This window comes from Dyadobacter bucti, from assembly GCF_005869225.1.
GTDB lineage: Bacteria > Bacteroidota > Bacteroidia > Cytophagales > Spirosomataceae > Dyadobacter > Dyadobacter bucti.
In genome coordinates this window covers 14612-39472 of the sequence record NZ_SWFP01000004.1, presented here as the reverse complement: position 1 = coordinate 39472, position 24861 = coordinate 14612, and the positions used below count along the sequence as shown (strand labels likewise).

The following is a 24861-nucleotide window of genomic DNA, read 5'->3' as shown; positions in this document are numbered from 1 at the left end:
TGGGACAAACCTGGCCGCTAAAAGATCCTGCCAACAGTCCCGTCTATGACCTGATTGGTCTATATATCCGCGGCATCTGTCACGTTGCCGGTCAGTAGGTATGACGCTTGTCCATAAGCCAGCAGGCACGATTGTTCAGGTCATTGGGCGAGATATACATCGTTCTCAATTTCCCGACCTCTTTCTAATCTGCTTTCAAAACTTTGGAAGGGTTTGTGCGGGCCGTTTTGAAGGTTTGTGAACCAATCATGGCAAATGCCAGGACGACGACAAGGGATAGACTGATCAGCAGCTCGGCAACGCTGACGGCTTTGTGATATGCGAAATTGACCAGGACGATTTTAGCAAAGAAAAAATAGGTAGCCGGAAGTGCGATCAGTGCTGCCAGCAGCAGCATAACAAGAAAATTTCTGCTCAGCAACAGGATCAGGCTGCCTTCGCTGGCCCCAAGCACTTTCCGGATACTGATTTCTTTTAACCTTGTTTCGGTCGTAAATACAACCATTCCGAACAGTCCCAGAGAAGCAATGCACACAGTCAGGAATGCCAGAAAACCAATAATTTTGATCATCATGGAAAATGGACTGTACGCTTTCTCGATCTGATCATCGTAAAGTGTCGCCTCCAAAGGATGGGTTTTATCGACTTTTTGCCACGCGTTTTTGATGGCATCGAGTGTCTCTGGCCAGTCTTCGGTTTCGATCCTGGCAGTGAGGTAACCGCCGGCATCTCTGGTGATATTACGAAGGATCACAGGTTCAACCTGATCTTCTACCGTTTCGTAGTGGAAATCCTTAATGACACCAATGATGGCCAGTTTCTTTCCTTCGATGTCCAACACCTCGCCAAGGGCTTTGCCCGGGTCTTTTTCGTCCATACCAAATTTTTGCAGAAGCTGCCGGGTCACAATTATTTCACTTTCCTCCGCCTGGTCCGATCTGGGAGTAAAATCCCGTCCAGCCAGTAAGGTATGACCATGCATTTTAAGGTACTGACTGTCAATAAAATTCATCCAAACCATTGCGGAATCGCTTGAACTTTGATGTTTCACTGGCCCGGTATAAATGTTGCCCAGGCCCATAACCAAACTGGATTGCGAAAGACTGCTCACCTGTGGCAATTCCGACAGTTCCTTTATCAATAAGTCCGCATTGTTGCCCTGAAGTTTGATATTGAGCTTGTTTTTGGTATTGAAACCAAGATCGAAGTCTACAAAATTCCTGTATTGCCCGTAACCGATGATCGTTGTGGCGATAAAGATAATCGAGAGTGTATATTGGCTCACAATCAAGGCCTTTCGCGGATTAATATGCCTGAACAACCTCAGGGAAGAAGAAGTTTTCAACACAGTTGCCAAATCAATCCTTGAAAAAAAGATAGCGGGTGTAATTCCTGCAACGATGCCTACAAAAATGCCCAGGGAAACGAACCCCAACGAAACTGTGGGAGAGAGCTTTAAGGAGACCATGTTTTCGATGGAAAAATCAAGCGCGAGAAACTCCCTGCGCAACAGCAGGAATAGCAGAAATGCAAATGTGAGCGAGAGCAGCGAAATGATCACCGATTCGACCAAAAACTGCGCAATGACATGCCGGGTCATCGCGCCGCTCATCTTCCGGACACCTACTTCCCGGGTACGCCTGAGGGAACGTGCGATGGACAGGTTGGTGTAGTTAAAGCAGGCCGACAGCATGACCAGCACTGCCAGCCCGATCAATACCCAGATCGCCAGCGTATTCATTACCGGCCCCAATTCATTGGTGACACTGATGCCGCTGCTGTTAAAAACAATTTGTTTCAGCTGCTGAACCCCCAGGGAAATCTGTCCCGCATCCACGGTCAGGTTACCCCCGCGGCTAATGCCATTCAGGCTGGCTTGGATCGTGCTAAGGTCACTTTTTTCAGCAACGGACATGTAAACATAGTTTTGATAAATACTTTCCCAACTTAAAAAGTCCGGGTCCCGGGACTTTTCGGCCGACGCAAATGAGGCCAGGGCTTCAAACCTCAAGTGCGAAAGCTTTGGTATATCTTTCATGATACCGGTAACTACGTAATTATCGGAACCCACTTTTACAGATCTGCCCAATGCATTCGCGGTACCAAATAGCTTTTTTGAAGTTTTTTCAGTCAACACCAAAGTGTACGGCTGTTTCAGGGCAGTAGCCGGATTGCCCTGCAGAAGTGGAAAAGTGAATATTTTAAAGAAGGAGTCGTCCGCAAACAGGCCGTTTAACGGCACTGTCTTTTCACCTGCTAAAATATTCCCTCCAAACCCTGGACGAAGGATGGTTACATGGTCAATGCCGCTTACCGTCTCACGGATTTTCCTGCCTGCTGCGATGGAAGCGGAAGCAAAGTTCACTGGCTTTTGACCTTGTTGTTGAAAGGTGGTAAAGACCCGGTAAATCTTGTCATTGTTTTCGTGAAAATCATCGTAGGAAGCCAGATCGAATACAAAGGCAATCACAAGGAGCCCTACCGCCATGCTGACCGAAAGCCCGATGATGTTGATCATTGTAAATAGCTTGTGCCGCAGAAGGGTCCTGAAACAAGTCTTGATGTAACTGTAAATCATGGCTTATACATTATTATTCTTATCCAATTTTTTGAGCACATAATAAGAGATCAGCAAGCTGATGCCCAGAAAGAGCAGCATCGCAAAGGGCAGCATAAAACCTTCGAATGGATAAGCAGCGACCGACTCTAAAAAAGCCCCTGCCAGCAACCCAAAACCAACGCTGATGCTCACAATAGCAAGCAACAATAAGAGTGGCAGGTAGTTGGTGCTGCCTTTAAAAAAGTCTTTGGGCAGTCCTTTTTCGACAATAGCCGTTCGTTCTTTGTATCTTATGATCAGATAGTGGTAACATATTCCAAAAATCGCGAAGGTGATCGACATGGCAAGGAATAGGTCGGCGGTGGTATCATCCATGGTTTCGTTATTGAATGGTTGCTGTTTTTCGGATATGACTCGTAAAAAAGAAAAACGGTCACAAAATGTGACCACTTTTCTGAAAAAATAGTCTAAGGCTTTGTCGGGGGATTGATTCGATCACCGGAAAATTCGATAACATGAAATGATTTTCAGGAAGACAAATCATCGCGAAGATGCGTTTCTGGAGCAAGCCACTCGTGGTGAAAGAGCAGGTCTTGAATATCTGGTGGGTGCCTATAAAGATTTGGCCTACACAGTTGCATTTCGGATTGTCATGAATAAAGAAGACGCGGAAGAAGTTGTCCAGGATTCCTTTTTGAGAGCCTTTGCCTCACTCGAGAAATTCAAACGGGCTTCTAAATTCTCAACCTGGCTGTTCCGCATCGTTTACAATACCGCGCTTACAAAAGTCAAAGACAAAAAAATACAGTTATCAGAACTTGGTAACCCGTTGGACGACAATGCGTTTGACAAATCAGACCACACCGAGTACGATCTGTTAAAAAAGGGGGAAAGGGAAAAATTTGTAGGGTTGGCCCTCAACAGATTATCCGAAGAAGACCATATTGTGATCTCGTATTTCTATATCGGCGAAAAAAGCATTTCAGAAATTAGTGAAATATTGGGGCTAAAAACATCTGCCATAAAAATGAGGTTACTCAGAGGCAGGAAACAGCTTGAAGCAGAATTAAAAATTTTATTAAATACGGAAATGAAAGATTTGTTATGAAAGAGAACCATAGTGACTCAAACATCCGGATGATTTTGAAGGAAAACGGCCTGAACAAAACATCTGACCAATTTTCCGCACATCTCAATGACTTGATACGGGAACAATCTAAAAGGAAACTGTCGCAACAACTGGTGATCAACCAATGGCTGGGCAGAGCACTCGCTGGGATTGCCTTTACCTGGTTGATCGTCTTCCTTTACTATGCCCGGCCATTTTCCATTCAACCCGCAGGCCCTATTGCAGCAATAGCCCTTATAATTGGTCTTTGGGTGTTACTCACTATTGTTAAAAAGAGTATTTTTTCAAAAATTGATTCAGTTTAGAAGCAGTGCCAGTCCACTATAGCCAATACCTTTTGGGTGAATAAAAACCGATAAGCTTTGGCGCGATGTGATCAAGTTGTAATCTCAAATTCTAAATCTCATTATGAGCGCAGACTTAAAATTGAACCTTACACCGTTCCTGGTAGTCTCCGATGCTTCCGGAGCAGCCGCTTTCTGTGAAGCGGCATTTGGTGCAACGATATTGGAAAAGTATACCAACGATGGCAGAACAAATGCGAGAATTGGAATAGGAAATGCAGACTTCTGGATTGGGGATGAGGAACCGGAATTTCACAATCTTAGTCCATCAACAATAGGAGGATCGCCAGTTCGCATGATTTTGACAACTTCGGATCCCGACACAATATTCGCCAACGCATTGAAGGCCGGAGCTACCCAAATCTGTCCAGTCACGGTTGAAGAGGATTGGAAAATCGGGAAGCTCAAAGATCCGTTTGGGCACATTTGGGAAATTGGATGTCCTCTTCACTAAAAAAAGCGAATGGCAGATAAACCGTCCTACCTGGATTTCAATAATCAAGCTTACGAGTGGAAGCCCGATATTGACTACAAAAAGCATCCGGAACTTTACCGGGTTGGCAAGGGTGAGCAGGGAGTGTTGATTTGTGAGCCTTACAAATCGGAGATCGGACAATTCTGGCGGTTTAAAACAAAGATCATTGCCGAAGAAAGCAGCAACAAAATTTATAAACTGTTTTTGGCTTATCTGGAACTAGACGACTTTGTGGGAGCAGACATGGCACGCAAGTATTTGCAAATGGGTTTTACCAGAGCGCGGCGTTACGCCAATTATAAGGGCGGAAAGAAATACGATAAAGACAACGATTATGCACTGCTCGAAAAAGGCACCGGGCAGCAAGAGAAAGCGGAAGCTGCTGTTATATTTTATTCCAAATGGAAGCAGGCAGAAAGCAATGAACAGTATGCGCAAATGAAAAAGGAATGGAAAAGCAAATTAGGCTGATCCAAAATTTGAATATTGCATCAAAACCGGAAGATGAAAACAATTCTTGAAAATGAAAAGCTGATTCTCCGGCACGAACCCGGCAAGGGCGCATGGACTTATCATCTGGTAATACCGGGAACAAAAGACATTCGGGGAAGCTGGGGAGCGATGAAGGTATCGGGTACTATCGACGGTTATGAATTCAAGGATCTGAATCTGGCTCCTGTGACAAACGCTGACAAAATGATTTCAGTTAATGGCACCATCAGGAAAGCCATTAACAAGGGTGGTGGCGATGAAGTGATAGTAACCATGTACAAGAACTCAGACAACAAGCTCAGGTCAGAAGATCAACTGTTTGATATCTTTAATGATGCTGGAATGTTAACAAAATTCAAAGCATTGCCAAATGACGAGCAGGAAGAAATAATTGATACGATTTTGTCGCAACCGAATGAAAGCAGGCAGGAACAAAAGATCATGGCCGCAATTAAGAAGTTATCGTGACAGGTATGAATATTAAGAAATTGCTAATCTGGATCAATACTGGCAGCCGTGATCATTTACGGTTTTTATAGATCTTAAGGAAAACCAGAGACTTAAACCCTGAACTGGGAATGCGTTGAACATCATCAAAGCATCTACAACAACGTCCCGATCTACCCTCGCTGTTGTCTCAAATCCCCCACAATTGTCAATGCCGCAATTGATAGTTTTGTAAACCATCAATCCAAGAATGTACTCATATGGAAGGCATTGACGATGTTATCTCAAAACTTGAATTTGCCCAGATTTGCTGGGTAGTGAAAGATATTCACGCGGCTGCGGATTTCTTTTCTAAAAACCTTGGCATCCCCGCCTTTCCTGCACCCGAGCTAGTTCGTGCGCAGGACCTGGGCATGACTTACCGGGGCGAAGTGGTGGCCGCAGAATGGCTCACCACGCAGGCATACAATGGTCTAAATTTCGTAGAACTCGTTCAGCCTTTATCGGGGCAAAGCATGTTTCATGATTATTTGAATCAAAATCCAGCAGGCGGAGCACAGCATTTCGCATACAGGCTTTCGGTTAGCGATTTCGAGGAGGTCGTCGAGAAATTTCGGGCAAAAGGATATGAAATCATCAGTGAAGTGGATCATCCTATCGCGAGAATGGCATTTTTCGATACTTATGAAACGATTGGGGCAGTCACTGAAATCATGGGAATTACTCCCGAAGGATGGAATGCGGTTGAACAAATGAAGAAAGGGAATGGCCAATAAGCTTTCCAAACGACTTCAAGAAATTGTGGATGCACTGCCACTGAAAGAAGGTATGCGGGTATTGGAAATCGGCTGCGGGTCGGGTGCAGCTGCCCGCGAGGTTTGCAAACGTGTTCCAGGTGGCCGAATTTTGGGAATTGATCGTTCATCCAAGGCTATCGGGCAGGCCATTGAAAGTAGTAAGGCAGAGATTGCTTCCGGGATACTTTCCTTTCGTGCCGAATCAATCGAAAACTTTGAGCTCCAAGACGGCGAAGAACAATTCGATATTGCCTTTGCGGTTCGCGTGGGTGCGCTGGATGGAAGACATCCCGAAATAGAGAGGCAGGCTATTGAAAAAATCCGGAAAGCTCTAAAACGAAATGGTAAACTTTACATCGATGGCGGAAATCCGTTGAAGCTGCTTGATATTACGGACCGGTAATCAGAACATAGCAATGAAACTTTCTTCAAAAGCAGAGAATATCCTGGGACAGATCAATAGCAATACCAAGCTGGGAGACTTACGGAAAATTGCCAAGGACATTAAGAAAGATCATGAGCTTGCTCTTGAATTATGGTCAACCGGGAGATTTTTGCCAAGGCAACTGGCCATTTTAATTATGGATAATAAACGCATTTCACAAGATCTGATCAGTGAACTTGATCGTGATATGCAAACCCATCTACCAGTCGAGCGGAATCAATTGATTGACTGGCTCATGGCGAATCAACTTCTTAAAGACAAGAAGGTCACCGCTTTAATCGATTCATGGGAAAACAGCCCGTCTGCTCTTCAAAGAAGAGTATTCTGGTATCATCAGGCGCGTCTGAGATGGATGGGACAAACGCCCCCTGATAACACGGCGGAATTGCTGGCCAAAATAGAGACCAACATTGCCAAAGAAGAACCGGAAGTTCAGTGGGCGATGAACTTTACAACGGGCTGGATTGGAGTCTATGAAAAACAGTATCGGGATCGCTGTATTGCCATCGGCCAAGACATTGGTCTTTACAAAGGTCAAATAGTCTCAAAAGGCTGTACTCCGGATTATCTGCCGGATTTCATAGTGATTGAAAGCAAAAAACGGAAACTATAAATGATCGCACGATTTCTGACTAGGCTGTCGCTATCTACCAGCATAACTGTCGCAAACGCACAGCAGTAATTGTGGTGCCATTCGCGAATTTTGTACTTCAACAAATAGACAGAATCATGAAACGTCAAATTCTTAGCAGCTTTGCCGCTTTTGTAGTCATACTAGCAGCCATTTCTTGCGAACTGAAAAACAAAGATTTTAACAACACAAACAAGGAAGAAATGGACGCGACCGAAAGCCTGCCTATAAAGCCTAATGAAAGTGGATATGCCGATGTGAACGGACTCAAAATGTACTACGAAGTCTACGGACAAGGCAAGCCGCTGCTTATGGTTCATGGTTCTTTTATGACAATTCCGATGAATTGGGCACAAATAATCCCGATGCTGGCAAAGGATCGGAAGGTGATTGTGGCAGAGATGCAGGCGCACGGACGGACCAAAGATATTCAGCGCGCTTTTACATATGAGAATATGGCCGACGATGTATCGGGGCTAATTACACATTTAAAGCTGGATAGCATCGATGTACTGGGTTACAGTATGGGGGCAGGCGTCGGGTTTCAGATGGGCATCCGGCACCCGGATCAAGTTCGTCGACTAGTTATTTTATCGGGTGTTTATAAAAATGACGGATGGCTGCCCGAGGTTGAAAAAAGCTTTGAAACAATGAATGCAGAGATGTTCAAGGGAAGCCCCATTCAGCAACAATATGATAGCCTAGGAAACGACCCGGCCAAATTTCCCGACTTCATTGATAAGGTGATGGGTGTCGATCGGAAGGCGTATGATTGGTCGAAAGAGGTCAAAAATATCAAGGCTCCCATCTTCATGGCGATAGGCGATTCTGATGGTATACGTTACGAACATGCGCTGGAATTGTTTAGGGCGAAAGGCGGTGGAAAAATGGGGGATATTAATGGACTGCCCAAATCGCGGCTTGCCATTTTGCCAGGGACAACCCATATTGGTTTGATCTCCCAACCAGACATCCTGATTCCCATGGTTAAAAACTTTCTGGACTCTGACCTGAATACAGCTCCGCCGACCTTTTAGGTTTTCATCAAAGTAGAGAAAGGCAGTGATCTACGAAGCCGTATCAGAAGAGAAAGCCCGGAAAACCGGGGCGTATCGCGGCTGGATAGAGATGTTTGACAAACTGGAAAAATCGCAAAGCATTCCAAACCATAATTCAGCATCAGCATGAGCAAAATAATCTTTGACAGCGGGATTTCTTTCGACGGCTATTTCGCCGGTGACAACAGAAGTCCGCAAAACCCGATGGGCGGCGCTTCGGGCAGACTTCATCAGTGGATGTTCAAACAAAAGGCATTCTGGAAACACATCAAAATGGAAGGCGGCCAGGAGGACGGCACAGATGGGACATTGATCGACGATGTATTTGCCCGGACAGGTTCGTACATTATGGGAAAGCGGATGTTCGAGGAAGGCGAAGTGGCTTGGGTGGATGACCTCTATGAAGCCGACGTATATGTGCTTACGCACGAAAAGCTGGCTAATAGTTAGGTTTTGGCCTGAACAACGGATTTTTTGTTAAATGAGAAAACACAGAAAAAGAGGGGGAGAGGCTTTTTGGCAACGTTCTTGAAATAATCCAGTTATATTCGATATAGAAGCATTCTTACCGGATTTTTCAAAACATAATACAATCTCCCGTTGTCTTATATACGCCATTTGATTTTAACGTAAAGTTCCCGTTAAAACCAATTTTAAAAAATATAGACTCATATGTTTCTGGGCATCCTTCATACTTTAATAAATTCATCTCATACCCTGAGTCTGTTTTTATGTATGAACCTCCCTTTTTGTTCTCTTTATCAATCCAAAGATTTTGTATTTTTCCAATTAAAATAGCCTCGGACATATTATCTATATTTCCTATAAATTCCCCAAATAATTTTTCATCTGTGACATAATTTAACCCGCTGCTGTCAATATAAACTACGTACGAGTAGCAAAAACCAGGCATACATTCAGGAAAAAATCCATGAGTTGGTTCCTTTATTTCATAATCTAACAATATCGTTTTATCACCAACTTCTTTAACTACTTTATTTGAAGATGTCTCTACGTACCTCCAATAGAAAATTTCCTTATTTGGAATTATGTTTTTAATGGAGTATTTCCTGTCCATGTAGTTTTCGTCAATTTTTTGGTAATCCTGATATTTCTCACATGATAATAATATTGTCAAGACCGCAATAGCAATTATAGATGTTAGCCTCATTATACCTTCAATGTTGTTTAATTTTCAAACGGTGACCTACCATCGTACATTTTACAAAAGATGTTTTATACAGTTATCTCACTAAATGTCCATTTTTTGAGATTGTTTCCAGTATTATGAGAAAACTGGTTAACCTTTTAAATGGCGGCTCAAATCGTTATCTAATTTATCAATGTCTCATATTATTTGTGTCACTGATTTCGTAAGAGTTATTTAATTATACAATTATTTCTACAACTTTCCTCTTTTGTATCCGATTGCCTATTAAAATTGCTGATGAATCTCTTCATCAACAATTTAAGTACAGCAACAATGATCCTTAACAGACTAGGTAACAAAAAGAAGATTGCAGAAAAGGTCCACCGACATGTCCCGCAGCACGATTTATACATCGAGCTTTTCTTCGGTGCGGGCGGCATGTTTGTTAACAAACCGTTGGCCAAATACAATATCGTCAACGACCTGGACGATGATGTTTACAACCTTTATCAGGTCATCTGGCATAGGCCCAACGATCTGATCAAAGCCTGGCACAATCCCCGATCTGCACATTGCAATTTTTGGCCTAGCGTAAAAAACAGGAGACTGACCCTATTTATAAGGCCGTGCGGTTCCTGGTGCTTTCCAATTTCAGCTATATGGGCCAGGGCGAAACGCTGCGCCTGGGATTTGGTAACAACAAGCCAGACCTGACAGGATCGATCGAACTGATCAGGCAGAGTTTTGTCAATACAAAGTTTACCCATTTCGATTTTCGCCGGATCCTGGACAAGGTTGCAGTCAGGGAGCGCAGCCAGAAACAGCGTGCGTTCATTTATGCAGATCCTCCTTGTCTGGGCACGGCCAATAACTACAGCAGCGGCTTCACCCAGCAGGACAGTACGGACCTGTTCCGGACGCTGACCGATTCGGGGATCCGCTGGGCGATGAGCGAGTTTGACCATCCCTTTATTATGGACACGGCCAGCGACCTAAAGCTAAACGTGATCGAGATCGGTGAAAGGAAAAACCTGAAAAATAGACGGACTGAGTATTTGATCACTAATTACCAAGATTAGCTCTTCGAGAAAATTTAGGTAGTTGAAAATCAGATTCTAAGGTATTTAAACCTGGTTTCACAATATGTTATAATAATCTCATCATCGCCGCTTATTTCCACTCGCCAGTTAGGACACTCGCAAGTGTAGTAGCATCGTTCATTATAAGACGGACGGTCTGCTTTAGGTTTAAGTTTAACTGGAGCGCCGCCAACTATTAAGAATTCTGGGGCGCAGCAAAGACCATAATCCTTTTTTACATTGGCGATTCCGTCAGATGTGAACTCTAAATTGTCCTGTTCATCGAAGGGTCGAACTTGCCAAGTTAATACGCCATTTTCTGTATGCTCTGCCGCTAACAGCTGCCATTTACCCACAAGTTGGTCGTATAGAGTTTCTGTTTCATCCTTTTTGCATCCGGTAAAAATCACAAGATTAATCAACAGGAATACTATCTTTTTCATTTGACCGTAAGTTTTTTAAGAGACATTTCGTTGCGAATCGATTTAATGATCGACAAATCCAATATACGGTATTAATATGTACCAATTCTTATTAGATTATTTGCCGGTCAGGCAACTTTCCTAACACCTGCCGGCGGCCAGCGCTACCTTTCGCCTTATACACACATTTGTAAGGCTATTTCAGGGTAATAAAGACCAAGAATCGCTGGTTTCATTTGTCTCGCTGTTGAAAGGTCACCACTGCAGCTTCTAATTCAATAAAACGCCACTAATTGCGTCTAGTGGCCAGGAAATAGTGGGCAAATCTGTAACATTTAATTCGGCCAAACTATTGACCACGCTATCCAAATCCTCTGGTAGTTTGTAGATGTATTTTAAATTTTAAAAAAAACCGATTATCAATACCTGGAAGAAGTAAATACCTGGGCACAATGCCCTTACATTCGTGTAATTTACCGCTTGGAATGCAAACCATTAACTTACGAAACTCAATTGAAATCTATGTTCAGAATTGTACTTCATCACATGAATAAGAAGATCATCAGCCCCTACCTCGCAGCGCTGCTTTTTCTCAGTTTGGCTGCACAGGCACAACCTGCAACCGTCTGGGAAAAAGTGCTGCCCTACGGTACGCCCACGGCCATAGTCCAGACAACCGACGGAGGCTTTGCCGTGCTGGTAGCCTCCCGGCTCATTAAACTTTCAGCCGCCGGGGCGACGCAGTGGGAAAGGCCATTTACAACAACAGGACTGCGCTCACTGGAACAAACTGCCGACGGCGGCTACATCCTGGGAGGATCTTCCAGCGCTCCTGCGGGTGGGGATAAAAGTGAAAATCCAAAAGGGACAAATTCAACCGGCAGCTACATCCCTTCTGATTATTGGGTGATCAAGCTTTCTGCTACCGGTAGTCGCCAATGGGACCGGACGCTCGGCGGAAACCTGGATGACGTCTTCGCATCTGTACATCAAACGAAAGATGGCGGGTATTTGGTAGCCGGTTACTCATCATCGAGCGCAGGCGGGGACAAAACCGAAGGGCCGAAAGGGGCTAACCTGTCCCAGTCTGAGGACTACTGGCTGGTAAAACTGAATGCTACGGGAACAAAGCTTTGGGATAAATCCATCGGCGGTGGGAAGGCAGATATTCTTACTTCGATGGAACTGACTGCGGATGGAGGGTTTATTCTGGGTGGCTTATCGAGTTCGAATGCCGGGTTTGACAAGTCGGAATCAGGAAATACCTACGGAGATTTTTGGATTGTGAAGGTTTCAGCCAATGGTACCAACGAATGGGATAATACGCTCACAGGTGGAACAGAACTGCGTATGGTGAAACAGGCTTCTGATCTGGGGTATCTGGTGGGCGGCTGGTCGGACGCGCCGATTGGCGGTGATAAGACAGAAGCCTCCAAAGGCCGCTCCGATTTCTGGCTGATAAAACTGGCGACCAATGGTACCAAGATTTGGGACAAGGTAATCGGCGGAAACCGCGACGACAAGTTGAAATCCCTTGAACTGACCGCTGATGGCGGCTACATCCTGGGAGGTACATCCAGCTCGGACGCATCGGGCGACAAGAGCGAGGGCACAAACCAGGAGATTGCTTTCTGGAGTGTGAAGGTGGCAGGCGCTGGCTCTGTTGAATGGGAAAAAACGATTCCTGGCAGCCAGCTCGATGGCTATGCGGAAACCGGTATAAAGCAGACGACCGATGCAGGCTTCATCTTTGCCGGAGGAACTTACGAGGCTACTCAGGTCATACGCCTGACCCCTTACCAGCAATCGCCGCAGCCGCAAATCATGTATCTCCGGCCTGTGGCTGATTCCTACGTACGTGACGGAAGTTTTGCGCCTATAAACTTTGGAGGTAATGTAGCGCTGGAGGTCAAAAACAGTACGACGAGCGGTGTAAACAGAGCGTCCTATCTCAAATTTGCGCTGAATGCAGTCAATCAGATCGGTACAGCGAAGCTTCGCGTTTTCGGAAGAAATGTTGAGGCCGGCAATTCCATAAACTTGTCAGCTTATTCTGTCAGCAATGATAGCTGGACAGAAACGGGAATTAACTGGCTCAATGCGCCTGCATCGGGTAACACTTTACTGGCTTCCACTGCCGTGAGCAGCTTGCAATATTATGAGCTCGATGTAACCAATTATGTAAAAGCGCAGCTTGCCGGTGATAAAACAGCGAGTTTCGTGCTCCGGAATGCGACAGGAAAAAATACCAAACTGGCATTTAACAGCAAGGAAAGTGCGACTAATCCGCCACAGCTGGTCATTACTACCGCCGCATCCGCAAGTGCAAGAACGGCGGAGGAAAAAGGATCTACAGCGGATGAAATGGAGATCAACGATTCACGTATTTTTCCCAATCCCGTGCGGAAGCAGTTCACATTAGAAACAGGCAACAAACACAAATCCGACATCACATTGGACATAGTGAGTGCATCCGGCATAGTCTACAAGCTGAATCCTTCCGAAAAACCGGTCGGCAATACCAGTACGGAGGTGGACCTTTCAGGGCTTTCTTTGCAGCCCGGCATGCATTTGCTAGTCATCAGATCGGAAGCCAGCACTGAAGTGATCAAAGTAATGGTCGTGCGCTAAAAACCACTGCCACATTAAATACCAAACAGACGGGTATCAATAAAAATATCAGTCAGAGCAGGCTTGTCTCCTATTCTGACTGATATTAAATACTGCTCTTAAAAATAAGAACTGGATTGAAGTAAGCAAAAAGCTGCCTGGGTGTCTGGCAACTTTTTTCATTTTAAAGCTGATTTAAAACTCAGATATCGTCCACATGCTCCTGTCCGACCGTTTGATCGTTCTCTACAGTACTGCGTAATGGGAACCATGCATGGCGATCGTTACCCGCTCTGTGTCTTTGCTAACATCCTTCCTACAAAAGACGTTGGATTCTCAATTTTCCACTCCCACACTCAGAAATCCATAATTATGCAATTCTGCATGGTAATTGTGTAGAAACATCCAGGAACAATTTGTGATCTTTGTACCTTATAAAAACGTATGATTTATTATGAAAGGATGTGTTTTCTTACTGCTGATGATGATTTGCCTGCTGGGATCAGTGGGGATCAGTCAGGCATGTGGTAGCAAACACGTTCCCGTGAAAAAAGAATTAAAGCATGTGGCTGTTCCTAAAAAAGCATGTTGCACCAGGCACTGGAATCATAAACCCGGTGATAATAATAAGACATGCGGCCATAGCTGTAATGAATCCGGTTGCGATTGTGCCCACTCTGTTCCTGTTTTCGCCTTAAAAGTTCAGCCGGCAGGGCTTATCCAAAATTCCCTTACTGCTGTTGATAATTCTACCTCCTGGTTCTTTCAGCAGGTCTCTCCAAAGCCAGTGTATCTTTCACTGTGGATGCCCCCAAACATAGGTTGCTAGGTTCCCTGTAGCCACAGGTGCGCCCTTCCGAAGCACTTTTTACTTCGGACAAAAACCTAATTATTTAAAGCTCAAAATCTTATTCTGATGAAATCAATTAAAATATTGATGGCAACATTGCTATTGCTGCCCACTTTTATATCCTGTGCAGATATTAGAAATGTCACTACCGAGAATGTAAAAATTGCCGGTTCATGCTCACAGTGCAAAGAAGGGATTGAAGCAGCTGCATTTGAAAAAAATATTTCCAAGGCAAGCTGGGATAAAGAAACGAAGGTTGCCGCTGTAACTTTCGATAGTAAAAAGACTTCTCTGGATGCAATCCTGAAAAAGGTTGCATTAGCTGGATATGACAACACAAGCTATCTGGCACCCGATGATGCTTATGCTAAGCTGGAAGAATGCTGCCGTTATGAACGCACTGGAAAAAATGAAGTGGTAGTCCAAATGAAAATGAGTGCCCATGAGCATGGTGCTACGGCTATGGATACAGCTGCGAATGCCGTTTCAGCCAATGCTGACCCATTAAAGCCAGTTCTAGATGCCTATTATGCTGTGAAAGATGCCTTGGTAAGTTCTGACGGAAATGCGACATCTGTGAAAGCAGCAAGCCTGGTAAAGGCACTTAAAGCTGTTAAGATGGACGAGCTGGGAAGCGAGCAACACATGGTTTGGATGAAGGTTGTGAAAGACTTGAATTTTGATGCTGAACACATTGAAGAAACCAAAGATCTATCTCACCAAAAAGACCATTTCTCTTCGCTTTCTGAGAATATGTATAAACTCATCAAGTCGGCAAAACCCTCACAAGCAGTGTACTATCAACATTGCCCGATGGCCAAAGAAGGAAAAGGTGCCAACTGGCTAAGCCAGGTGTCGGCAATTAAAAACCCTTATTATGGCGCGCAGATGTTGAATTGTGGCAAAACCACTGAAATACTCAAATAGTAAGGCCTGTCCTGATGGCAATGTAAATTACCTGCTAGTAGGTTAACGATTTATGGTCATCAGGACAGCGTTCTCTTCATATTTAAATAACAACACATGATGGATTTTCTTAAAATCCCTATATATAAAGCTCTTCTCGCGGTAGCAATCCTCTTTTCTATTTCTGGGCAGGTTCACTGCCAAAAAATAGTACGGTATGATCTATCCGTCAACGATACTACCGTAAATTTTACGGGAACGCCGAAGCGGGCCATTGCAGTAAACGGGCAAATCCCGATGCCTACCTTAACTTTTACGGAAGGCGATACAGCTGAAATATATGTACACAATGAGCTGGACGAAGAAACATCCCTGCACTGGCATGGACTGTTCTTGCCCAATAAGTATGACGGGGTTCCGAATCTGACCCAGATGCCAATCAAGCCCCATACCACGCACTTGTACCGTTTCGCCATCATTCAGAACGGTACGCACTGGTATCATAGCCATACCGAGTTGCAGGAACAGATTGGCATGTACGGATCGATGATCCTGAACAAGAAAAAGGAGCCGGCCATACTCACGGTGCCTGTCATATTAAGTGAGTGGACAGATATGAACCCGCATAATGTGCACCGAATGCTGCATAATGCCAATGACTGGTTCGCCATCAAAAAAGGCGCAACACAAAGCTACTCAGAAGCAATCAGTCAAGGCTATTTCAAGACCAAAGTAGGCAACGAGTTTAAGCGTATGACCGCCATGGATGTAAGTGACGTATACTATGACCGTTTCCTTATTAATGGGAAAAATGAAAGCCAGCTCTCCCAGTTCAAGCCAGGCGATAAAGTGCGTTTAAGAATCTCAAACGGTGGTGCTTCTACCTATTTCTGGCTTACTTATGCAGGTGGTAAGATGACTGTTGTCGCTAATGACGGAAATGATGTGGAGCCGGTAGAAGTAGATAGGCTGATCATAGCCGTTTCTGAAACCTACGATGTGATTGTTACCATTCCGGCTGTTAAACCTGGATCTACCCCCACTGCCTATGAGTTTTTGGCGACATCGGAAGACCGGACCAAATCTGCTTCCCTGTACCTGGGTGAAGGTGTGAAGCAACTCGCATCACCGCTGCCCAGGCTCAAATATTTCGAGGGCATGAAGATGATGAATGGCATGATGAAAATGAATGGTGATTTGGACGACATGGGCATGAATATGAGCCTGAACCAGATGGATATGAATGTGGTCATGTATCCTGAAATTACCGGTGCTTCGAAAAGCAAAAAGAAGGAGACAAATAATGCAACTGCTATGGGAAACATGAAAATGGATGATCCGGGGAAGGCCGGTGAAAATGAGCATGCTGATTATAACATGTACATTAGCAATGCATTATCTTCAATTACGACCCTGAACTATGCGATGCTAAAATCACCGGGCAACACATCTCTGCCAAAAAATGCACCGGTAAAAGAGCTCCGCTTTGTATTGACTGGCAACATGAACCGCTATGTGTGGAGCATGGACAATAAAGTGGTTTCAGAACGCGATAAGATCCTGATTAAAAAAGGAGAAAATGTCCGTATGGTCATTTATAACAATTCTATGATGCGGCATCCGATGCACCTTCATGGCCATGATTTCAGGGTGCTCAATGGCCAGGGCGTTAACGCGCCACTAAAAAATATCATTGATATCATGCCGATGGAAACCGACACGCTGGAATTTGCAGCAACCGAAAGTGGTGACTGGTTTTTTCATTGCCATATCCTTTACCATATGATGAGCGGCATGGGCGCGGTCTTCTCCTATGAAAATTCCCCTGCTAACCCAGAAATCCCTAACACGAGGTTAGCACAACGCAAATTGTTTGCCGATGACCGCCAGTTCCATTTTATGGCAGAGAACGATATTGCGACTAATGGAAATGATGGAGAAGCGATGATACAAAATACCCGTTGGAGTATTGGTACCGAGTGGCGGTTGGGCTATAACGACCACCACGGATACGAGGTCGAAACGCACCTGGGTCGTTACATTGGCAAAATGCAGTGGCTGATGCCATTTATTGGTTTTGACTGGCGGTACCGGAAAATGGAAATGGGCGAAGTAGAAACTAATCATTTCGGCCAGCGAAATACTAAAGACAAACGATCAATCCTTAGTGCTGGTGTCAACTATATGCTACCTATGCTGGTCACAGCCCAAGCTGAAATATTCACCGATGGCAACCTGCGTTTTCAACTGGAACGGATGGACATACCGGTTTCCAAACGACTTAGGATGAACCTGATGGTCAACACCGATAAAGAATATATGGCGGCTCTTCGGTATATTTTTACCAGGTATGTGGGTGCCACAGCGCATTACGATAGCGATATGGGGTTTGGTGTTGGATTGACTTTGAATTATTGACCCATAAAAGAGATTGCCTTTTTCACATAAGCCAAATAAAATGGAACATCACCACAGTCATCACCACGTGCAGAAAGATGCTTCGATGCATGGGCATCATGACGCTGAAAAGCAAATGGATGCGCATGAAGGGCATGATAAACACGCAGGGCATCATACAGAAGATTTTCTTAAACGCTTCTGGATATGTCTAGTACTTACAGTTCCTGTACTGTTGCTCTCGCACATGATCCAGCAAATGGCTGGATTCGACTGGACGTTTTCCGGGGACAAATATGTGCTTTTGATCCTTAGTAGTGTTATCTATTTTTATGGTGGCTGGCCTTTTTTGACTGGGCTCGTCAGTGAAATCAGGAATAAAAATCTCGGCATGATGACGCTGGTGGCCGTAGCAATTACGACTGCCTATGTCTATAGTGTGGCAGTCGTATTCGGACTGGAAGGCATGGATTTCTTCTGGGAGCTGGCCACCCTGATCGACATCATGCTGGTGGGGCATTGGCTGGAAATGAAATCCCAAATGGCGGCATCACGGGCATTGGAATCGTTGGTGGCTTTACTTCCCGCTGTGGTGCATGTGGAAAAGGATAATCACATAACTGATATCGCTTTAAAAGATCTTCGCTCCGGAGATATATTAATTGTTAAGCCTGGCGAGAAAATACCGGCTGACGGAGTAGTACAGGATGGCAGCTCTTATGTGAATGAAAGTATGCTGACGGGAGAAAGTGTCCCGGTAGAAAAAAAGAAAGATGACAAAGTAATAGCAGGTGCTATAAATAGCAACGGTGTTCTGAAAATCCATGTTACCGGTGCGGGGGACAACACGTATCTGCAAAAGGTGATCACTATGGTCAAAACAGCGCAGGGTGCTAAATCCAATACTCAGAATCTGGCAGATAAGGTTGCCAAATGGCTAACACTGGTTTCTATCACGGTTGGCGTAGTGACTTTTATGGTCTGGTTTTCAGGCGGTGAAACCTTGTCCTTTGCTTTGGAAAGAATGGTAACCGTCATGGTTACTTCTTGCCCCCATGCACTGGGCGTAGCCGTCCCCCTTGTGATTGCAATTTCAACAACGCTTTCAGCAACCCACGGATTGTTGATCCGTAACCGAACCGCTTTCGAAAATGCACGTAATCTTACTACGATTATTTTTGATAAGACAGGGACACTTACCAAAGGTTCCCATGAAATCCAGCAAATTATCATCCAGGATAATCAATTTTCAGCCGATCAGATCCTGCAATATGCAGCCGCTGTTCAGCAGAACTCTGAACACCATATCGCCCACGGGGTTATCCGGAAAATAAAGGAGAAAGGATTGGAGCTCTGGCCATCTGCTGATTTTAACTACATGCCTGGCATAGGCGTGATGGCAACTGTGAATGGGAAAAAAGTGGTAGCAGCCGGACCGAATTATTTTACTCAGGAAAACATTTCCCTTCCCGCAATTCCCGACCAAATCGACCAGGCTACCGATACAGTAAATTTCATCCTGGTAGACGGGAAGCTGGCTGGCATTATAACCTTCGCAGATTCGATAAGAGATAGTGCATCTGATGCGATTGCCGCATTAAAAAAGATGAATATTAAAACCTTTCTTCTTACGGGGGACAATGAAAAAATTGCGGAAGCCGTAAGCAAAAAGCTCAACATGGATGGCTATCTGGCGAGTGTCTTGCCGCACCAGAAGCAAGACAAGGTCAAAGAATTTCAAAGTAAAGGTGAAATCGTTGCCATGACAGGCGATGGTGTTAATGACGCACCGGCTTTGGCTCAGGCCGATGTTGGTATTGCGATTGGTTCGGGAACTGACGTTGCAGCCGAAACTGCCGACATCATTCTGGTTAACAGTGACCCGATGGATGTAGTACAAATGATAACATTTGGCAGGGCTACGTATAGAAAAATGGTGCAGAACCTTGCTTGGGCAATAGGTTACAATGTGATAGCCATTCCGCTGGCTGCCGGTGTCTTGTACCCCTCCTTTATGTTAAGCCCGGCAATGGGGGCAGTCCTGATGAGTGCATCTACGATTGTGGTTGCCATTAATGCGAAACTGCTTCGAATAGTTATGTAGCTAAAATAATGAAGCCTTTGCTGGTAATAGCAAGAGCAGGTGGAACGATTCCAATTGCTTCTTCAATATTTGCATGGTGTAGCATTTGACGTGCTTCGTTTTAGTTCACACTTTTGCGGGTTATCTAAATATTTACAATCTCAAATTTCATCCTGCTTGCCGGTAATATTCTGCTTCAAAGGCTACCGGATTTAAGTAGTTCAGCGACGAATGCAACCTTCTTGAATTATCAAAAAAATAGGATGGACAATACGAAATGATCTGATCCGCCTAAACCGGATTTAGGTGATTCATTTTCTCTGTAATTTTCAGCTTGAGGGGTTGGACACTGAGGCAATAAATAAAGTTTGGAATGGATGCTACACGGCATGGTTTTTGTGGCCGTTCATCAGCGAACCGTTCGGAGTGTTAACTGTAGTATAATTTCCCATTCATTGTTGCCCAAGAAATCGCTCGAAGCAGTTAATGTTGTGGCTGATTAACCAAAATGTTTGGAAGAAAGATGTTTTTCCGAGCGGATTGTATACAAAGCAATAATGAAAGCGAACAGTCGCCGGCGACGTGCATTTCCAAGAAAATGGATTTAAGGAAGTATTCAAACGGGGCCGCCACAAACTTTTTAAGACCTGGAAGCCAATTGTATGGCAGCCGCTGAAGATCCTTACGTTAACTGGGTCCCGGTGTAAGCTATGAATGGGAAATTTAGAACGGCCGCCGTGGATGAATGTCTTTAGGCAACTTCTTCTCCTTTAGAAACGACGTAAAAGAACATGGAAGATTTCCATTGGAATGTAAAAACTTCCAACCACACAGCTCGATGAATGTTTTAACGCAGAAAGATTTTGTTGATTTCCTTCACGAAACACCAGAACCTCTAATTCAAACTTTCTCACAATCCGTGAGGGGCTAAACTAAACTTTAAACTGATTAAAAATGGATCAAAATTTTACTCCCCCAGTGCAACAAATTAAGGTATTACCATACAAATGGTGGGTATTCCTGATTTGTAATTTGTTAATTATCGGTCACAGCCAAGCCTTAAATCTGGCATCAGATATCGCCGAACCTCCCAACAAAAAGTTTGTTTCTACAAAGTATTTGAATGATGATCTAACAGGTGAGCAAATAACGAGCTTTACTTTAATTAACTCAGCTACAAAAGAAATCATACAAACACTTACCAATAACAGTACACTTAATTTAGCTGCCTTGCCTACCAAGAACATTAATATCAGGGCAAATACCAACCCTGGTACTGTCGGTAGTGTTGTATTTGCCTTGAGCGGTACTGAAAGTCGAAGTCAAATTGAATCCCAGGGCCCTTACGATTTGTTTGGCGACGGCCTGGACTGGACCCCGGCGGTTGGAAGTTATACCTTGAAAGCCACTCCTTATTCGGCAGCTAAGGGCACCGGCACAGCTGGCACAATCGGCTCCATCTCTTTCAAAGTTGTAAATCCGCAAACCATTCAGGTAACCTTTCAAGATCCGGTTACAGTTCCGCCTACGGGCTGGGTTCGGGACTATGGCCAGCCTTTTGGTTTTCGGACTGGCACTTACCAGGGAAAAAACTTACGATATGGCTGGAAAAATCGTTCGGATGGTAGCTTGCTTAATATTGCTGTTGGCGGCGATACTCCTGGCAACGGTAGAAATCGGAATTGGCCGGCCAATGTGCTACAAGGCACTTTAATTCACATGCAAGCTGATGATATTGTAGGTAACTTTAATGGTACAAAAGCAGAAGGCTACTGGGAGATAGAAGTACCGAATGGCTTCTATGATGTAACTGTTTCTGCTGGTGATGCTGGCATTTATCCTTTTCCCGAAAAACATAGTCTGAATGTAGAGGGTATGCAGGCAATCGATCAATTTATACCCGTTGGATCGATTAATTCTGCAACACGCTTAAAATCGGCTACCGTACGGGTAATGGTTTCTGATAATAAGCTGACTATTAATGCGGATGGCGGTTTTAATACGAAAATTAATTCTGTCCGCATTGTGCCGGTTACCAACGGGCCTTATGCATATTGGTCTGTAAACGAGCAGCAACTAGCCATTGAGAAAGGCAGCTCCACTACTAACAAAACCTTTTCCTTAGAGTTAAGCAATTCCGGCAATAGAAATGTCCAATATAACTTATCTGCCGTATACGACGCTGGCGGCAGTGGCTGGCTAAGCTTTAATACTACCCATAACGGCACGGAGCCTAATGTCTCTTTTAATTATGCTGCTGCCGAAAAGTTGCCGGTAGGTACATATAAAGCGACGGTTAGAGCTGCGGCGGCCGGTTTCAGCAGTGGCGGCTTCAATATACAGGTGAAAGTAAGCGCTCCCCGCCCGTACGTGATTTCCTCTACACCAGGAGATGTCGCCACTAATGTCAGCGTAAATACTTCCAGTATTGCCGCCAATAATCTTTATGTGACGGAGGTAGACGGATATCGAGGCGGCGTAGATAATAGCACTATTACAAGTAGCACTGTAAAATTAATGAAAGTAGCTGGTACCACTGCCACCCAAATCCAGGGCGTGGTGCAGGGTACGGGCGGCGGGGACGCTATCAGCTTTTCCCCTACTTTTGCCCTGGAAGCTAATACGACTTATAAGTTCATGGTAACTGAAGGTGTGAAATCATATAGCCAAGCTTCTTTTATTCCGTATACTGCTAGTTTTACCACTGGTGCCGCCCTTGAGCCAACCGATCCTTTATCCGTTGAATTTACCAAGGCTGCCGTCGCCGGAACTCAAAATAAAAAATATGCTTCTTTGGTTATTGGTCCGGACGACAAGTTTTACGCCCTAAGGTTAGATGGTGTGATTGAAAGATTTACAATAAATCGCACCACTGGTATGCTTGTCAATCAGCAATCGATTACCACGCTGGTGAATAAATACGGAACCCGTTCGGCAGTAGGATTGGTCTTCGATCCGGTCTCCACCGCGACCAACATTATAGCTTATGTTTCTCATTGCTCGTCCGGGCTGGTAGATGCGCCCGAATTCGATGGTAAAATCTCTAAACTTACGGGAGCGGGTTTGGCTGCCGAGCAGTTACTGGTTACCAATCTGCCCCGCTCGGCCAAAGACCACTTGGTGAATAGTCTGGCATTTGGTCCTGATAAAGCTTTATATTTTAATCAAGGCAGCAATAGTTCTATGGGGGCTTACGATGGTTCCTGGCAGCGCACTGAAAGTTTGCTATCCGCGGCGGTACTGCGTTTGGATTTAACAAAAGTAAATGGTACCACACTTGATGTTAAAACAACTTCTAATCAGAGTCTGATCAATCAGGCTGGCACAACCCAGTTGCGTCTTGCCGATAGCACTTATAACCCCTATGCTACGAATGCTCCGCTTAAAATCTATGCTTCCGGTATCAGAAATGCATACGACCTGGTGTGGCATTCTAACGGACAATTATACGCTCCGGCTAACGGCTCTGCGGCTGGGGGTAATACGCCGGCTTCCGTAGCAGGAACCCGGCGGCTGGACGGCACCTTTTATAATGGCCCATCAATACCAGCTACGTCAGGGGTGCAGGTCCAAAATGATTGGTTATTTCGTATCAAGCCGAATGGCTATTATGGTCACCCTAATCCTTTGCGCGGAGAATATGTTTCTAATCGGGGCAATAAAGACAATGGCGGATATCCTACTACCGTGCTCCCCGATAAAAATTACCAGGGAGCAGCCTTTGATTTCGACTTAAACCGGTCGCCTAATGGCGCTATTGAATATAAAAGCGATGCTTTTAATGGGGCATTGAAAGGTAAATTGCTGGTGTGCCGCTTCAGCGGCGGGGGCGATATAATTGTTTTAGAACCAGGCTCGCTGGTAAAAGGCAGCAAAGAAAGCCTCTACGACATTACAAAATCCTATACCGGGGCCGGCACAAATGGTTTAGTGGGTATGTCTGGTTTTATTAATCCTCTGGATATTGTGGAAGACGTAAAAACGGGAAACTTGTACGTGATTGAGCTTAACTGGAATAATATACCCGATAGGACTTCTCAAATTACTTTATTACAAGTGAGCAATTTATCCGATAATGAAGGGTTTGCTACCGCTTTTCCCAAGGAAATATCCGCTGTAGAAGTAGTAGGAGTCACAACCACTGCTACTTCCACAGAGAACTCCCCCCCAATTTCTTTGAGATCCAATGCAGTGAGCGGAGACAAGGAAAACGACGGCCATGATAAACATGATCCTGACGACATACGCGATTTCTCAAAGGTGGCGCTGCACACAGTTACTATCTCCAATACCGGCCGGGGTAACCTAGTGTTAAAAGGACTGGCTATTACCGGGGCTAATGCCGACGAATTTCAAATGTTTGGTCAGCCAGGTGTAAAGCCAAATAAGCCAGTAAAAATCCGCAAGAATAGTTCTGTTACCTTTAATCTTGGTTTTTATCCTAAATCAGCAGGACAGAAAAAGGCGAAACTAGAAGCTGTCAGCAACAAAAAGAAAAAGGATCAAATTGTATCCGTCGAGTTATCGGGATTAGGGATTTCTTACGAAGCTGACTCTTCTACTACCAGCGCTTCCCTTGCAAATGCCCGAGAGCAGGTTATTGACACGACCCGCAATCAGGCAACGGCTGAACGGCCTGCTCTTAAGATATATCCCAACCCAATCCGGAATGGGGAAAAAATATACATTGATCTAACCAACTTCGCAAAACAAGAGCCGATAACCATTACCATGCACGATCGCTTTGGGCAGCTATATCAAGCGAAAACAGTTAAAACCGATGCGCAAGGTGGCACTTCCATGGAAATGCCTGTCACCAAGGCCATGAAACCTGGTATGTACATCATTAACGCCCATACCGCCTCCGGTATGGAGCAATCGCGATTCATTATGGAGTAGTCCACTCAATTGCTGGATTTCTAAAAGAGGGTGTGTGCCTTTACAAATGGGGCACCCTCTTTTTTTTGATTAACTATTGAGAAAAGA

General features: G+C 44.7%; 21 protein-coding genes. 17 read left to right on the top strand and 4 right to left on the bottom strand.

Features of this window, described 5'->3' with window-relative positions:
- Positions 1–184: 184 nt before the first annotated feature.
- On the bottom strand, positions 185–2578 hold the full coding sequence (locus FBF61_RS14100) for an ABC transporter permease (RefSeq protein ID WP_138478220.1): 2394 nt from the start codon (positions 2576–2578) through the stop codon (positions 185–187).
- A 3-nt stretch (positions 2579–2581) separates the two neighbouring features.
- Entirely contained in the window at positions 2582–2935 is a 354-nt protein-coding gene (locus FBF61_RS14095) for a DUF6249 domain-containing protein (RefSeq protein ID WP_138478218.1), read from the bottom strand.
- Between the two features lie 145 nt (positions 2936–3080).
- Here FBF61_RS14095 and FBF61_RS14090 point away from each other — a divergent pair, with 145 nt between their 5' ends.
- The 10 genes from FBF61_RS14090 to FBF61_RS14045 all read left to right on the top strand — a co-directional run bounded on the left by FBF61_RS14090 (position 3081) and on the right by FBF61_RS14045 (position 8828).
- Positions 3081–3668 (top strand): RNA polymerase sigma factor, encoded by a 588-nt coding sequence (locus FBF61_RS14090; protein WP_138478216.1) that lies wholly within the window; start codon positions 3081–3083, stop codon positions 3666–3668.
- On the top strand, positions 3665–3994 hold the full coding sequence (locus FBF61_RS14085) for a hypothetical protein (protein ID WP_138478214.1): 330 nt from the start codon (positions 3665–3667) through the stop codon (positions 3992–3994). The genes FBF61_RS14090 and FBF61_RS14085 overlap by 4 nt, the downstream gene beginning before the upstream one ends.
- A 103-nt stretch (positions 3995–4097) precedes the next feature.
- Entirely contained in the window at positions 4098–4487 is a 390-nt protein-coding gene (locus FBF61_RS14080) for a VOC family protein (protein ID WP_138478212.1), read from the top strand.
- Between the two features lie 9 nt (positions 4488–4496).
- Positions 4497–4979, top strand: coding sequence for a DUF4385 domain-containing protein (locus tag FBF61_RS14075; RefSeq protein ID WP_138478210.1), 483 nt, complete (start codon positions 4497–4499; stop codon positions 4977–4979).
- A 33-nt stretch (positions 4980–5012) separates the two neighbouring features.
- The gene (locus tag FBF61_RS14070) at positions 5013–5468 is read left to right on the top strand and encodes a DUF1905 domain-containing protein (RefSeq protein ID WP_138478208.1); all 456 of its coding nucleotides are present in this window, start codon (positions 5013–5015) and stop codon (positions 5466–5468) included.
- Positions 5469–5707: 239 nt separating this feature from the next.
- Positions 5708–6223 (top strand): VOC family protein, encoded by a 516-nt coding sequence (locus tag FBF61_RS14065; RefSeq protein WP_138478206.1) that lies wholly within the window; start codon positions 5708–5710, stop codon positions 6221–6223.
- Positions 6213–6647 (top strand): class I SAM-dependent methyltransferase, encoded by a 435-nt coding sequence (locus tag FBF61_RS14060; RefSeq protein ID WP_138478204.1) that lies wholly within the window; start codon positions 6213–6215, stop codon positions 6645–6647. The genes FBF61_RS14065 and FBF61_RS14060 overlap by 11 nt, the downstream gene beginning before the upstream one ends.
- A gap of 13 nt (positions 6648–6660) precedes the next feature.
- Positions 6661–7302 carry a DNA alkylation repair protein gene (locus tag FBF61_RS14055; RefSeq protein ID WP_138478202.1) on the top strand — a complete coding sequence of 214 codons (642 nt, stop codon included), beginning with the start codon at positions 6661–6663 and terminating at the stop codon, positions 7300–7302.
- 116 nt (positions 7303–7418) lie between these two features.
- Complete coding sequence (locus tag FBF61_RS14050) at positions 7419–8357, top strand: alpha/beta fold hydrolase (protein WP_138478200.1); 939 nt, start codon at positions 7419–7421, stop codon at positions 8355–8357.
- Positions 8358–8504: 147 nt separating this feature from the next.
- Positions 8505–8828 carry a dihydrofolate reductase family protein gene (locus FBF61_RS14045; RefSeq protein ID WP_205748284.1) on the top strand — a complete coding sequence of 108 codons (324 nt, stop codon included), beginning with the start codon at positions 8505–8507 and terminating at the stop codon, positions 8826–8828.
- Between the two features lie 127 nt (positions 8829–8955).
- On the opposite strand, the gene FBF61_RS14040 is transcribed toward FBF61_RS14045, so the two are convergent.
- Complete coding sequence (locus tag FBF61_RS14040; protein ID WP_138478198.1) at positions 8956–9549, bottom strand: hypothetical protein; 594 nt, start codon at positions 9547–9549, stop codon at positions 8956–8958.
- A gap of 276 nt (positions 9550–9825) precedes the next feature.
- On the opposite strand from FBF61_RS14040, the gene FBF61_RS35550 reads away from it, so the two are divergent.
- Together FBF61_RS35550 and FBF61_RS14030 are read left to right on the top strand one after the other, a co-directional pair.
- Positions 9826–10242 carry a DNA adenine methylase gene (locus tag FBF61_RS35550; RefSeq protein ID WP_374756614.1) on the top strand — a complete coding sequence of 139 codons (417 nt, stop codon included), beginning with the start codon at positions 9826–9828 and terminating at the stop codon, positions 10240–10242.
- Positions 10155–10607, top strand: coding sequence for a DNA adenine methylase (locus FBF61_RS14030; protein WP_166444523.1), 453 nt, complete (start codon positions 10155–10157; stop codon positions 10605–10607). Before FBF61_RS35550 ends, FBF61_RS14030 begins: the two co-directional genes overlap by 88 nt.
- Positions 10608–10636: 29 nt before the next feature.
- Here the strand turns inward: FBF61_RS14030 and FBF61_RS14025 are convergent, their stop codons facing one another.
- Positions 10637–11050 (bottom strand): hypothetical protein, encoded by a 414-nt coding sequence (locus tag FBF61_RS14025; protein ID WP_138478191.1) that lies wholly within the window; start codon positions 11048–11050, stop codon positions 10637–10639.
- Between the two features lie 501 nt (positions 11051–11551).
- Here FBF61_RS14025 and FBF61_RS14020 point away from each other — a divergent pair.
- From FBF61_RS14020 to FBF61_RS14000, 5 genes are all read left to right on the top strand, one after another.
- On the top strand, positions 11552–13660 hold the full coding sequence (locus FBF61_RS14020; RefSeq protein ID WP_138478189.1) for a CBM96 family carbohydrate-binding protein: 2109 nt from the start codon (positions 11552–11554) through the stop codon (positions 13658–13660).
- An 895-nt stretch (positions 13661–14555) separates the two neighbouring features.
- On the top strand, positions 14556–15416 hold the full coding sequence (locus FBF61_RS14015) for a DUF3347 domain-containing protein (RefSeq protein WP_138478187.1): 861 nt from the start codon (positions 14556–14558) through the stop codon (positions 15414–15416).
- 96 nt (positions 15417–15512) lie between these two features.
- Entirely contained in the window at positions 15513–17813 is a 2301-nt protein-coding gene (locus tag FBF61_RS14010) for a multicopper oxidase domain-containing protein (RefSeq protein WP_229215046.1), read from the top strand.
- Positions 17814–17853: 40 nt separating this feature from the next.
- Complete coding sequence (locus tag FBF61_RS14005) at positions 17854–19896, top strand: heavy metal translocating P-type ATPase (RefSeq protein ID WP_138478186.1); 2043 nt, start codon at positions 17854–17856, stop codon at positions 19894–19896.
- 933 nt (positions 19897–20829) lie between these two features.
- The gene (locus tag FBF61_RS14000; protein WP_138478184.1) at positions 20830–24774 is read left to right on the top strand and encodes an Ig-like domain-containing protein; all 3945 of its coding nucleotides are present in this window, start codon (positions 20830–20832) and stop codon (positions 24772–24774) included.
- Positions 24775–24861 lie beyond the last annotated feature (87 nt).